11 protein-coding genes are annotated in these 12,945 nt (G+C 70.1%); 4 read left to right on the plus strand and 7 right to left on the minus strand.

Going from position 1 to position 12,945, the window contains the following annotated elements; genetic code table 11:
- Positions 1-49: 49 nt before the first annotated feature.
- Positions 50-868 (minus strand): metal-dependent hydrolase, encoded by an 819-nt coding sequence (locus JHY01_RS09375; RefSeq protein WP_205325357.1) that lies wholly within the window; start codon positions 866-868, stop codon positions 50-52.
- A gap of 185 nt (positions 869-1,053) precedes the next feature.
- Between JHY01_RS09375 and JHY01_RS09380 the strand changes: the two genes are divergently transcribed.
- On the plus strand, positions 1,054-1,917 hold the full coding sequence (locus JHY01_RS09380) for an arylamine N-acetyltransferase (RefSeq protein WP_205325358.1): 864 nt from the start codon (positions 1,054-1,056) through the stop codon (positions 1,915-1,917).
- Here JHY01_RS09380 and JHY01_RS09385 read toward each other — a convergent pair whose 3' ends face one another.
- The gene (locus JHY01_RS09385) at positions 1,918-2,592 is read right to left on the minus strand and encodes a hypothetical protein (protein WP_205325359.1); all 675 of its coding nucleotides are present in this window, start codon (positions 2,590-2,592) and stop codon (positions 1,918-1,920) included.
- An 888-nt stretch (positions 2,593-3,480) separates the two neighbouring features.
- On the opposite strand from JHY01_RS09385, the gene JHY01_RS09390 reads away from it, so the two are divergent.
- Positions 3,481-4,194 carry a hypothetical protein gene (locus JHY01_RS09390; RefSeq protein WP_205325360.1) on the plus strand — a complete coding sequence of 238 codons (714 nt, stop codon included), beginning with the start codon at positions 3,481-3,483 and terminating at the stop codon, positions 4,192-4,194.
- 42 nt (positions 4,195-4,236) lie between these two features.
- On the opposite strand, the gene JHY01_RS09395 is transcribed toward JHY01_RS09390, so the two are convergent.
- Positions 4,237-5,058 carry an RNA methyltransferase gene (locus tag JHY01_RS09395; protein ID WP_205325361.1) on the minus strand — a complete coding sequence of 274 codons (822 nt, stop codon included), beginning with the start codon at positions 5,056-5,058 and terminating at the stop codon, positions 4,237-4,239.
- Between the two features lie 105 nt (positions 5,059-5,163).
- Positions 5,164-5,745: a TetR family transcriptional regulator gene (locus JHY01_RS09400; protein ID WP_205325362.1), complete on the minus strand. Its 582-nt coding sequence runs from the start codon at positions 5,743-5,745 to the stop codon at positions 5,164-5,166.
- 82 nt (positions 5,746-5,827) lie between these two features.
- Between JHY01_RS09400 and JHY01_RS09405 the strand changes: the two genes are divergently transcribed.
- Entirely contained in the window at positions 5,828-6,226 is a 399-nt protein-coding gene (locus tag JHY01_RS09405; protein WP_205325363.1) for a nuclear transport factor 2 family protein, read from the plus strand.
- A 168-nt stretch (positions 6,227-6,394) separates the two neighbouring features.
- On the opposite strand, the gene ppc is transcribed toward JHY01_RS09405, so the two are convergent.
- A complete protein-coding gene (ppc, locus tag JHY01_RS09410; protein WP_205325411.1) occupies positions 6,395-9,151 on the minus strand; it encodes a phosphoenolpyruvate carboxylase in 2,757 nt (918 codons plus the stop codon).
- A gap of 355 nt (positions 9,152-9,506) precedes the next feature.
- Here ppc and cysC point away from each other — a divergent pair, with 355 nt between their 5' ends.
- Complete coding sequence (gene cysC, locus JHY01_RS09415) at positions 9,507-11,051, plus strand: adenylyl-sulfate kinase (protein ID WP_205325364.1); 1,545 nt, start codon at positions 9,507-9,509, stop codon at positions 11,049-11,051.
- 49 nt (positions 11,052-11,100) lie between these two features.
- Here cysC and JHY01_RS09420 read toward each other — a convergent pair whose 3' ends face one another.
- Positions 11,101-11,721: a vitamin K epoxide reductase family protein gene (locus JHY01_RS09420; RefSeq protein WP_205325365.1), complete on the minus strand. Its 621-nt coding sequence runs from the start codon at positions 11,719-11,721 to the stop codon at positions 11,101-11,103.
- Between the two features lie 118 nt (positions 11,722-11,839).
- Complete coding sequence (locus JHY01_RS09425) at positions 11,840-12,754, minus strand: SDR family NAD(P)-dependent oxidoreductase (RefSeq protein WP_205325366.1); 915 nt, start codon at positions 12,752-12,754, stop codon at positions 11,840-11,842.
- Positions 12,755-12,945 lie beyond the last annotated feature (191 nt).

Genomic DNA, 12,945 nt, shown 5'->3' on the forward strand with positions numbered 1-12,945 from the left:
CCGGCAACCGGTCGAGTCTACCTCGCGGGTTCCGCCGGACGGACCGAGATTATTCGGTGGCGCCCACGCCGGGACCGCGGTCGAAGAGGAAGTCCTGGACCTCGGGCAGGAAGTAGATCATGCCGAGGACCGTGAGCACGGTGAGCGCCGGCAGGAGGACGCGGGTCTCCTCCGGGCCGCCGGCTTTGATGCCGTGGCCGCCGCCCACATCGAACCAGCGCTTCTTCTGGATCGGGAGCGGGAAGAACAGGGGCGAGCCCATCTTGGTGATGATGTCGCCGAGGACGTGGATGAAGCAGCCGATGCCCATGGCGAGGCCGATGATCCAGTACGAGCGCCGTTCGTCGAGCAGGTGGAACATGCCGTAGGCGAGCGCGATGGAGGCGCCGGTGGTGACGACCCAGCCGTACTTCCTGACGGTCTCGCCCATGAGCCCCCGCACCGCGAGCCCGGTGAGGATGAACAGGATGGCGATGACGGCGTACTTGCCGACGTACGCGCCCAAGAGGCCCGCTCCGACGCCGACGATGCCCGCGTGCAAGGCGGTGTGCGTGAACGTGCGGTGCCCGTTCTTCCGCTTCTTGTCCTTCTTGGATTTCGTGATCAGATAGAACCAGTAGCAGAGGCGTTCGACCACCTCGGCGACCATCAGGGAGGCGACGCCGAATGATCGGGCCACAGTGGACCCGCCCTTGTTCTCGGTGACCTTGCCGGCGCAGTCGATGTCGGGGTAGAGGGCGGCGCCGGCACAGGCGACCGTGCCGACGGCGAGTTCCGCGGCGGTCTGATCGATGCCGAACGCGGTCGCGGCTACGGCCGAGCCCGCGAGCCACAGGGCGGCACCGGACATGGCGTGGGTCGGGCCCATGACCATAGTGGGGACTCCTTCAAGGGCGGTATAGGGAGCAGAGTCTGAAAGCTGTGGAGACTATCCCACACGCGCACGACATGCCCGGTCCCAGGCGTGACGAACCTTCAGCCCCGCAACATCATTCCCATATCGGAACCATCACGACGCCTGCCCGCCGCGGGGTCTCGCGCTATGGTCGAGGAGTGTTCGACTCCTCGCAGCTCGCGGCTTATCTCAAGCGCGTCGGGATCAGGGCCCCGAGGCGCCCGACGCTGCACGCGCTGCGCCGGATCCACCGCGCCCACATCGACGCGATCCCGTACGAGAACCTCGACATCCAGCTCGGCAGACCGATCCGGCTCGACGCGGACGCGCTGTACGACAAGCTCGTCGAACGCGGCCGCGGCGGGTACTGCTACGAGCACAACGGGGTCCTGGCACATGCCTTGGAGGCCATGGGCTTCGACGTGCGCCGCGTCCTCGGCGGCGTGGCCCGCGAGACCGAAGGCGACGGCAACTGGTGGAACCACATGCCGCTCGTGGTGCGGTTCGCCGGGGGCGACGAGTACCTGGCCGACGCGGGCATCGGGACGGGCTTCCGCGACCCGCTGCCGATCCGCAACGGCAGCTATCGGGTCGGCCCCTTCAACTTCGGGATCTGGAGCCTCGGCGACCACGAATGGCGCTGCTCGATCGACCCGCGAGTGGCGAACCTGACCTTCGACTTCACGCTCGACCGCCGCGAAGCGGCCGAGTTCGAAGCGAAGTGCACAGAGCTCTCGACCGCACCGGACTCGCCGTTCGTGAAGACCCTCACGGTCCAGAACCCCGGCGAGACCGACATCTGGGTCCTGCGCGCCCGAACCCTCACGGTCTACGATCCCAAACAGCCCGAAGGGAAGACCGCACGCGTCATCGCCGACTCGGCCGACTTCGCGGCCGTGTTGCGGGGCCGGTTCAACCTCACCCTCGCCGACGCCGAGATCCAGACGCTGTGGACGAAGGCCGCCGAGCAGCACGAACGCAGGCTTGCCGACGACGCAGCCGCCAAACAGGCCCCGGTCTAGTCAGTCCCGGCGACAGAGCCGGACCCCGACCAGCGACCAGACCAGCCCGGCCTGCCCCTCGGTAGCGGCCCAGGTGACGAACCCTGAGGCCGGCTCACCCAAGCTCAAACCGGCAGCGACACCGAGGACCAGCAAAGGCAGGCTTGCGATCATCAGGACCGCTGCGGGAAGCGGACCTGATCGCTTCCGCAAGCACGCCATGCCGAGCACCGTCGCACCTATATAGACCAGATGCGAAAGAACCCAGGCGGGCACACCCGCCAGCCCCACCATCCCCTCGGCCCCGCCCGGCACCAGCGGCCCGACCGCGTTCGCCAGGAAGCCGACCGCCGTCGCCACGAGCCCGGCCATCACCAGGCCGCGCCCCCAGGACCCGAGCCGCCCCGATGCCGCGCGATGACGGATCCCGAACACCCGGAACCCCGCGAACACCAGGAGCACTCCTGCCAACCCCGCCCAGTTGGTCGACTGCGGCAGTGCCGCACCGACCCCCGGAAACCCGGTGGCGGCGAATACGATCGCGCCGCCGCACATCGCGGCACCGAAGGCCGGTGCACGGCGAGGCGTCGAACCGGTCGCCGACAAGTCATTGCCGGCCAAGGGATCGATAAGCGCAGTCATGTGTCCTCCCATGCTCAGGTGGTGGTGCCCGCCGAACAGCGGGTTCGAATCCATGGTCGCTACCAGCGGTGCTCGCGAACTCCCCTTCGAGGGTGAGCGTGTTCCCCCGCCAGAGTGAGCGAGAGCCGCGATCAGCGCGACCGGAGTCGCCTCCCTTCCTTTCGTCTTCTCCCGATGCGCTTGCCCGGGAGGTGGTTCCGATCCCGGGAATCGTGAGTCAAGACCAGGGATGTTGCGTTGCCTCGCATGGAGGAATGGGTAGACCGGGTCCTTGTTGCCCGGCCGTCATTGCCGATCATGCTGGCGGTCTTACCGGTGTGCGCCTCGTTCTGGACACTGCCTCCGGTCGAGGTGATCCCGACCGGCGATCTCCCACCCAGCACGTCCCAAGGAAGGGCCGTGGTCCGCTGTGGATCCCGATAGCACGCGGGGACTGAGCGCGATGCCCTGAGAAGGAGCGTCGGCTCGGAATCGGTCCGGTTTGGGTTTCGGCCAGAGGCTTGGCTTAGTCTGCTTGCACCTAATCGCCACCTGTACGTTTTCCGTATCCCTGTGCGTACATCAATCATCCCTCACGCAGCCCCTGACTGTCATCACCCACAGGGATAGAGGGATCTCATGTTTTGCCCCAACCTCACTGTGCGCCAAAGGAACCGACCGCGCCGACCCCCGCGGCCGGGAGTGTCGCCCACCCCGAAACGCCACCCGCCACCCGCCAACCAACCCCACCCCGAATCCCACCTCTCCGTCGCCGCCCGCCTGAACCGCAAGCCGAAGCGACCTTGGAGCAATCCGAGATCCAGGCACTGTGGATACACGCGGCAAAGCAGCACGAGCAGAACCCTCGCCGACGACGAGACCACCGAGCGGGCGAACAAGACCTCTGCCTGAGCGGCTGCGACAATCGGAGTCCTCAACCGCCCGACGGCCAGGGGACGAACGATGACGCCCGAGTCCAAAGCCCGCGAACACGAGGTCGAAGTGGCCGAACGGGTGCGCCCTCGCGACGCGGTCCTGTTCGCGATTGCAGTTGCGGCAATGGCCGCCTCGCCGTGGGCGTTCTCGAGCGCGGGCACCGAACTCGTCACCTATGAGGACTCGAGTGGCTCCGAGAGCGAAGCGCCGGCGTGGGTCGGGGTGCTGGTCCCCCTCGTGCCGCTCCTGCTCTGGTCGGGGTTCAAGGCCTACCACCTGCTGCGGCGACCGGCCGCCGCGATAGTGGGGCCGCACGGCATCCGCCTGTTCTCCGAGGCCTTCACCGGCATGTACATGCGGCACGAAGAGCCGGACGTCGACCTCCCCTGGGAGGAGGTCGCCCGGATCGTGTTGTGGCGCATGCCCTGCAGAGTGCTGTGGCTGATCCCGGCCTGGGAGGCGCGCATCGGTGTCGAGAAGACCAACGACTGGTACGGGGTCTCGCAGCGCGAGCCGACCGAGAAGCAGCTGCGGAGCCGCGAGGCCCGACCGGACGGCTCACCGGTACGACTGGGGGCCATGCTCAACTCGCGCAGCGTCCGCCTCTCCCCGCGCAGGGCGGTCCCGATCGCCGAGGCCGCGGCGCGTTTCGCACCGCGGGTCGAAGTCGTCGACGAACGGTTCCTCGGGAAGCGGGCGACCATCACGCCGAAGCCCGCCCGTCGCGGCGGGACCTACTGACCGGTGCCGTCGAGACCGGCGGACCCGGGCCGCTCAGATCGTTCAGGCGGTGCGCTGGCGGGCGGCCTCGTAGAGGGCCACTGATCCCGCGTTGGCGGCGTTCAGCGACGAGGCGGCCTTGGGCGACATGGGGATCCGGGCCGTGGCGTCGGCGAGTTCGAACCAGGACTTCGACATGCCGGTGGTCTCGTTGCCGACCACGAGCAGGGTCGGGCCGCGCAGGTCGTGCGCGGACAATGCCAGCTCGCCCCGCTCGTCGGTGCCGACGATCGCGGGCGCGTGCTCCTGCTTCCGCGCCCATTCCACGACCTCGTGCGCCGAGGCGGCGCTGACCACGGGCATCGCGAAGAGGCTTCCGGTCGAGGCGCGGACCGCCTTGGGGTCGTAGGGATCGGCGGCGTTGCGGCCGGTGATGATCACGGCGTCGGCGCCGAACGCGTCGGCCGAGCGGATGAGCGAGCCGACGTTCCCGGGGCTGGTCGGGCGGTCGATCACGATGCCGAGCCAGTCGGGACGGAACGGGAGGTCGGCGAGCTTGCGGTGCGGGATCGCGACCTGGGCGAGGAGTTCGGGCGGGTTGTCGTCCTCCTTCTCCCCCAGCTCGGCCAGCAGCGGGGCGGCTACGGCGGCCTGCTCGAGGTGCGGCCGTTCGAGGAGCCCGCGGGCCCAGTCGGAGAGGCGCGGGCGGTCGGCGTCGTAGAGCAGGGCCTCGATGTTCCAGCCGTGCTCGACCGCGAGCGAGATCGGCCGGACCCCCTGGACGAGGAACGATCCGGCGCGGTGTCGCTTGGTGCGGTTGCGCAGCAGGGTCTCCCACTGTTGGAAGCGGGCGTTTCGGACGCTTACCTGCAGGACTCTCGCCATGGCCTCCGCGTTTCGGGTAGTGGGGACAAGTGCGCAGAACCTACCACGCGTGGCCGGGCGGGCACCGCCGAGAAATCCAGGCTGTGCGCGGGCCCGCGCAGCGGCTCACGCCGCGAGCAGGCGCCGCAGGCTGGTTTCAAACGCCTCGGTCGCGGCGTCGACCGTCATTCGCCCCTCGTCCCGAGCTTCGGCGGCAGTGTGGGCCAAGGCGATGGTCGCCGACGCCAGCCACGCGGCCGGCAGTTCGTCGTCGAATTCGCCTTCGCGTTGGCCCCGTTGAATGACGCGGGCGATCCTGTCGGTCAGCGGCGCGTGCCGTTCGCGATCGGCCGCGGGGTCTGCGGGCAGGGCGCTGAGCGTCGCGAGCAGCACCGGGTGGCGCCGGGCGGCCCGGGTGGCGGCGTCGAGCATCCGCAGCAGGGTGTCGGTGGCGGGCCCCGGCTCGTCCTCGGCCGCGTCCATGGCGGCGGCGGCCGATTCGGTGATCCGGTCGGCGATCGCACGCAGCAGCCGCTCGCGGGTAGCGAAGTGGGCGTAGACGGTCTGGCGCGTCACACCTGCGGCGGCGGCCACGGCCGTGAGGCCCGCGTCCGGGTCGTCGTCGAGGGTGCGGACGGCGGCGTCGAGGATGGCCGCTCGGCTGCGGACGGCGTCGGCGCGCCGGTTGCGGGCGGGGGCTTCACTCAATGTTTACACCTTGACAAACTTATTGATCGATGAAACTCTTACAGACTGTCAAATATTGTAGTACCACCGCGAAGGGAACACCATGAGCCCGTTCGACCGGACCGACCCGAAGCAGTTCATCGCCGACTTCTTCACCGGCTTTCACGAGGCCCTGCTGTCGAGCGACGAGGAGGCCGCGGCCGTCGTCGACCGCTTCCACACCCCGGACGTCGTGCAGATCGCCGACGGCGTCCGCATCGACCGGGAGCGGCTCATCGCGCACACCCGGCCGGTGCGCAAGAAGCGGCCGAACGGCCGCTGGGAGGTGCACGAGGCCGTCGCCGACGGCGACCGCATCGCCGCCCGGTACACGCTGCACGCCGTCCAGCAGGGCAAGGACCTCGCGATCGAGGTGCACTTCTTCGGCCGCTTCACGCCCGACGGGCGGATGCGCGAGGGGCGGATGCTGACGCGGACCCTGCCCGACCCCGAACGCAGCTGATACGGGAGGCCCCGGGTACCCGCCCGATCCCACCTTCACCACTACCAGTGAAAATGACACCCTCCCACACGGGTACGACAAAGGCCCGCCACCTGCGGAAACAGGTGCGGGCCTTCGAAGTGGTCGGATCGGCCGCGACTCGGCTCACGATGTCGAAGCCGTGGCGGATCAGCCGGTGTTGCGCAGGCCCGCCGCGATGCCGTTCACGGTGATGAGCAGGGCTCGCTTGAGCTGCGGGTCGACGTCGCCGTCGGCGCCGCCTTCCGAGCGGTAGCGCTTGAGCAGCGAGATCTGCAGGTGGTGCAGCGGCGCGAGGTAGCGGTCGCGGACCTCGAGGGTCCGGGCCAGCTGCGGGTTCGCGTCGAGCAGCCGCTCCCCGCCGGTGAGCGCGAGGACCTCGGCGACCGTGCGCTCGTGCTCGGCCCTGATCACGTCGAAGATCGGCCGCAGCTCGGCGGGCACCAGGGTCGAGACGTACTGCTCCGCGATCGACAGGTCCGTCTTCGCCAGCGTCATCTCCACATTGGAGACGAAGTTGCGGAAGAAGTGCCACTTCTCGTACATCTCGGCGATGTCCTCGCCCAGGCCCGCCTCGCGGGCGGCCGCGAGGCCCGAGCCCACGCCGTACCAGCCCGGCACGATCTGGCGCGACTGCGTCCAGCCGAAGACCCACGGGATCGCGCGCAGGCCGCCCAGGCCCGCGTCCGTGTTGGGGCGCTTCGACGGGCGCGAACCGATGTTCAACGCGCCCAGCAGCTCCGTGGGGCTCACCGCCCAGAAGTAGTCGGCGAGGCCGGGCTGCCCGGTCAACTCCCGGTACACGGCCTTCGAGGCCTCCGAGGTCTGGTCCATGACGCCGAACCAGCGGCCCAGCACGTCCGGCTGGTGGCGCGGCTCGGTGTGCAGCAGCGTCGCCTTCAGCGAAGCCGCCACGGTGAGTTCGAGGTTCTCGCGGGCCAGCGCGGGCAGCGTGTACTTGTCGGACAGCACCTCGCCCTGCTCGGTGATCTTGATGGCGCCGTCGAGCGTGCCCGAGGGTTGGGCCAGGATCGCCTCGTGGGTGGGGCCGCCGCCGCGGCCGATGGTGCCGCCGCGGCCGTGGAAGAGGCGCAGGCGGACGCCGTGCTTGTGGGCGACGTCGCGCAGCTGCCGTTGGGCGCTTTGGATGTTCCACTGGCTGGCGGTGATGCCGGCGTCCTTGTTGGAGTCGGAGTAGCCGAGCATGACCTCCTGGACGTCGCCGCGGGCGGCGACGATCGCGCGGTACGCGGGGAGGCTGAGCAGCCGGTCGAGGAGGGCGTCGGCGCCCGCGAGGTCTTCGACCTCTTCCATGAGGGGGACGAAGCCGATGTCGGCGCGGCCGCGGGCGACGTCGACGAGCCCGGCGTCGCGGGCGAGGATCGCCGGGGCGAGGACGTCGGCCGGGTCATGCGTCATCGAGATGATGTACGACTCGACGATCGACTGTCCGAACTGGACCTGGGCGTCGCGGATCGCGTGGAAGACGTTGAAGGTCTTGCGGTTGCGTTCGGCGAGCTCGACGTTGGAGGGAGCGAGGGGGCGCTGGCCCGAAAGCTCCTTCTCGAGGAGCGCGTCGCGCTCTTCGGCGGTGAGGTCGGCGTAGGGCTTGTCGAGTTCGCCGGTGGCGTCGTAGAGCTCGGCGAGGACCGCGTGGTGGGCCTCGGAGTGCTCGCGCACGTCCATGGTGGCGAGCTGGAGGCCGAAGGCGGCGACGGTGCGGATGACGCGGTCGAGGACGCCCTTGGCGGGGAGCTGGCCCCGCTGGCGGGCGAGGGAGTCGCGCATGACCTGGAGGTCGGCGATGAGCTCGCGGCCGTCGGCGTAGTCGAAGCCGGCGCGGTGCGGGAGGCCCTCGGCGTGCCGGGTGCGGGTGTTGGCGAGCTTGGCCTCGATGGCGCGGGCCTTGAGGCGGTAGGGCTCTTCGCCGTAGATGCGCTTGTAGCGCTCGGGGATGTTGTCGAGGACCTTGAAGTCGGCGGCGACGGAGTCGAGGAGTTCCTGGGCGGCCGGGCGCACGGTCTGGGAGACGGAGAGCTCGTTGATGAGTGTGGCGACGGCGCCTTCGGCGGCGGCGATGCCGTGCTCGTGCTGCATGAGGAGCACCTGCTTGGTGACCTCGGGGGTGACGAACGGGTTGCCGTCGCGGTCGCCGCCGATCCAGGTGCCGAACTTGAGCGGCGCGTGGCCGGGGCGGGGGGAGCCGCCGAGGTCGGTGAGGGTGGCGTTGAGGTCGGTGAGGACCCGCGCGGCCGCGTCCCGGTAGAGGTCGGTGAGGTAGTAGATCGCGTTGCGGGCCTCGTCGGTGGGCTCGGGCTTCTCGACGCGGAGTTCGTCGGTCTGCCAGAGGAGGTCGATGATCTCGGCGAGGCGGGAGTTGACGGCGTCGACGTCGGCGGAGCCGAGGACGGCGCGTTCGGCGGTCTCGGCGTCGAGGAGGTCGGCGATGCCGCGGAGCTTCATGAGGATGGAGCGGCGGGCGGCCTCGGTGGGGTGCGCGGTGAACACGGGGCGCACTTCGAGGCGCTCGGCGGCGGCCGCGATCTGGTCGGCCGGGACGTCCTCGGCGGTGATCTCGGCGCGGGCCTGGGAGAGCCAGCCGCCGTTCTCGGCGCGGGAGCGGCGCATGTCGCGGGCGCGGTGGACCTGCTCGGTGATGTTCGCGAGGTGGAAGTAGGTGGCGAACGCGCGGGCGAGGTCGACCTCCTCGTTCACGTCGAGTTTGGCGAGGCGGGAGGCGACGGCCTCGGGCTGGTGACGCACCAGTCCGCGGACCTCTTCGACGAGCTCGAGCAGTTGCGGGCCCTCCTGGCGGACGAGCGCCTGGCCGAGCAGGTTGCCGAGCCGGCGGATGTCGCGGCGGAGCTGCTTGTCGTCGGTTCCGCTGGAGGAGTCGAAGTAGTCCATGGAGGTCTCCACTGGTGGTCTGGGCAAACCCGAGGGGTTGGCCGCGCCGACGTCCTTGTCCGCGGTCACTGCTGCACTGGTCGGGCCCGCCGGGCGGTCGCGTTCAGCGCCGTCAGCGCCCGCTTGCGTAGCCGTAGTCAAGCACTCACGGCATCCGCTTGCGCAGCCGTGAATGAGCTCCGTCAGCGTAACTTACCGGTAATGGCTGCGCCACTTTCTCAGTCCGCCATGCGGGACGATCCGGTTCATAAGCGCACGGCGCGGGTGGTGCGAGTGACGGACCCGTGGCATACGCTGGTGCGACCGAAAACGATGACGCCCCGCCCGAAGCACTGCGAAGGGATCCCGACCGCCGATGTCTGACTGGGTACTGCCCGATGAGATCCTCGCCGAGGCGCCGAGCCACACCCCCTTGCCGCACGAACTCGCCGACCTTGAACTGCTGCTCTACGGCGCGTACGCGCCCCTGCGCGGGTTCATGGGCGAGGCGGAGGCGCGGGCGGTGACGCGCACCGGGGTGCTCCCTGACGGGACGGCGTGGCCGGTCCCGGTGACGCTGGACGTGCCGATCGCGACCGCCCGGCTGCTCGACAACCCCGACCCGAAGCGTCGTGTGCTTCGCATCACGGACCCGGAGGGGGCACCGGTCGCGGCGGTCGAGTGCCACAGCCTCGACGCGCTCGGGCCGGACATGGTCCGCGTCGGCGGCCCGGTGCGGCGCATCGCCGACGCCGCGCACGGCGTGTTCACGGGACTGCGCGCGACTCCGGAGCAGGCGAAGACGACGTACACGAAGCCGCGGGTGCTCGCGCTCGTGGCCGACCGGCCGCTGCACCGCCCCCAGCTGGCGCAGCTCGCGCGCGCCGCGCACAATCTGGCCGCGCACGTGCTCGTCATGATCCCCACCGGCGACGAGACGAACGGCGACCGGGAACTGCGGCTGCCGACCGCGGCGCTGGTGCGCTCGGTGCTGGCCGCGAAGGACCGGCTGCCGACCGCCACGGTGCTGACCGTGCCGCTGTCGAAGCGCGGCGACAAGCTCCGCGACGGACTCCTCACGGCGAAGGTCGCGGCGGCCTACGGCGCGACCCACATCATGACCGGCCGCGACGGGCTCGGCGGCGGCGACGGCGTGCGCTCGATGGTGCCGCGCGAGCTGGCGTACGACACGCGCGACGGCCAGTGGCGTCCGATCGAGGACATCGAGCCGCCGTTCCGGCGCAACGCGTTGAGCGACGCCGAGATCGCCGACATGCTCGACCGCGGTTTCGGCCTCCCCGAATGGCACACGCCGCCGAGCGTGGCCGCGGAGCTGCGCAAGGCGCGGCCGCCGCGCCGCCAGCGCGGGCTGGTGCTGTTCTTCACGGGCCTCTCGGGTTCGGGCAAGTCCACGATCTCGCGCGGGGTCTACGAGGCGCTGCTGGAGGACGGGACGCGCACGGTGTCGCTGTTCGACGGCGACGTGGTGCGGCGGCTCCTCTCCAGCGGGCTCGGGTTCTCGCGCGCGGACCGGTCGGTGAACATCCGCCGGATCGGGTTCGTGGCGGCCGAGGTGGCGCGGCACGGCGGCATCGGCATGGCGGCCCCGATCGCGCCGTACGAGGCGGATCGGGCCGAGGCGCGGCGCATGGCCGAGGCGGCGGGCGCCGACTTCGTGCTCGTGCACGTGGCGACGCCGCTCGAGGTGTGCGAGTCGCGGGACCGCAAGGGGCTGTATGCGAAGGCGCGTGCGGGGCAGATCGCGGAGTTCACCGGGATCTCGGATCCGTACGAGGAGCCGCCCGCGGCGGAGCTGACGATCGACACGAGCGAGATCACCATCGGGGAAGGGGTCGAGCAGGTGCTCGAATTCCTTTCGGACGGCGGCTGGCTGGAGCCGACCGGGCTGCGGCTGGGTTAGGACCATGGGGAAGGCCCCGGGCTCGTGCCCGGGGCCTTCGTCGTGCTCGCTAGAAGAGGGTGGACCAGTAGTCCCAGAAGCCGGTGCCGACGATCATGACGACCGCGGCGTAGAGCAGGGTCAGGCCGATCCAGTGGTAGCGCAGGAGGTCGTCGACGGCGTCGCGCCAGTCCTGCCCGACCGGGATCGCGCCGGTGCGGAGGTTGCGCACGGTGGAGAACCAGAAGATCGGCAGGACCACCGTCCACACCGCCATGCACCAGGGGCAGAGCACGCCGATCCGGTACACGGACTGGTAGATCAGCCACGACACGAAGACGAGCCCACCGAGGGTGCCGAGGTTGAAGGCGAGCGCGATCCAGCGGGGCAGGGAGACCTTCGACAGGAGCAGGACGCCCGTGAAGACCACGAGTGGGAACGCGACGAGGCCGATCATCGGGTTCGGGAACCCGAACACGGAGGCCTGCCAGGTGTTCATCACGGTGCCGCAGGACAGCACCGGGTTGAAGTCGCAGGAGATCGCGTGCTCGGGGTCGATGAGCGAGGCGATGCGCTCGTACGTCAGGTCGAAGGCGGCGGCCAGGCCGACCAGCCCGCCCAGGAGCAGTACGAGGCCGGTGACCGTGCGCCCCCGGATCTCGAGTGTGCTCTCCCCGAATGCCTCGTCCATCCGCGATTCCTCCGTCTCGGCCGATACGGCCGGTGCAATCATGCCCATGCGAATCTAACGACACCGGCAAGGCGGAAGTTGCGGACCTACGTCCCGACTTGTCCCGCCTTGCAGCGGTTCAGGCCCGGAGCGACTTGCCGCCGTCGACGACGAGGGTCTGCCCCGTGATGTACGAAGCCGAAGGCGCGCAGAAGAACACGGCGGCCGCGGCGACCTCCTCGGGGCTGCCGGGGCGGCCCATCGGGCCGTCGAGGCCCTTCTGGAGTTCGGGGACGGTGGAGGAGCCGGTGCGGATGAGGCCCGGCGCGATCGCGTTCACGGTGACGCCGTCGGCGACGACCTCGGTGGCGAGGGCCTTGGTGAGGCCGGTGACCCCGGCTTTGGCGGCTGCGTAGGCGGCCTCGGCGGGGACGGCGTTGACGACCCCGGTGGTGGCCGCGACGTTCACGATCCGGCCCCAGCCGCGCTCGGCCATCGACTGCACGAAGGCGCGCGAGACGAGGAACGCGGTGTCGAGGTTGCGGGTCAGCTCCGTCTGCCAGTCCGCATAGGACAGTTGCGCGACGGGTTTCACCACGGTCGGATCGGACTTCGAGGTGAGCCCGGCGTTGTTCACGAGGATGTCGACCTCCCCGAGCGCTTCGACGACCGCATCGGCGAGCCCGCCCACCTCGGCCTCGTCGGCGAGGTCGGCGACGAAACCGATCGCGCCGATCTCCTCGGCGCGTTCGTGGATCCGCTTGGTGGTGGAGACGATCGCGACCGCCGCACCCGCGAGCCGCAGCCGCGTGGCGATGGCGAACCCGATACCGTCCGGCGAGCCCGCACCGGTGACCAGCGCGATCTTCCCGGCGAGCGAGTCGAGTTCCTGCAGCCGCCCGCGAGCGGGCTGCGTCGCCTGCGACCCGCCGTTCGACGGCAGGTCGATCACTTCGGCGAGGCCCTGATCGACGGTGGCGTACGCGTCACCGTCGTAAGCGGCGCGGTCGAAGGACGAGTCGAATGCGTCGGCGCTCGTGCGCGGTTCACTCATTCCCGCAGTCTCTCACGTGACCGTTACCAAACAGATCACCGGCAGGCCGAACCGCGCCAAACCGCCACCATCGGGTCACCCGCGCCCCGAGAGCCCTGCGAAGACGAAGCGCCGCAGGCGATCGGGGCCCCGCGGACGGCCCTCCGCAAACCCCCGCCCACCACGAGAGGCGATGCCGTCGGCCCTGCTCA

This window comes from Glycomyces sp. YM15 (assembly GCF_016918015.1).
Lineage (GTDB): Bacteria > Actinomycetota > Actinomycetes > Mycobacteriales > Micromonosporaceae > Glycomyces.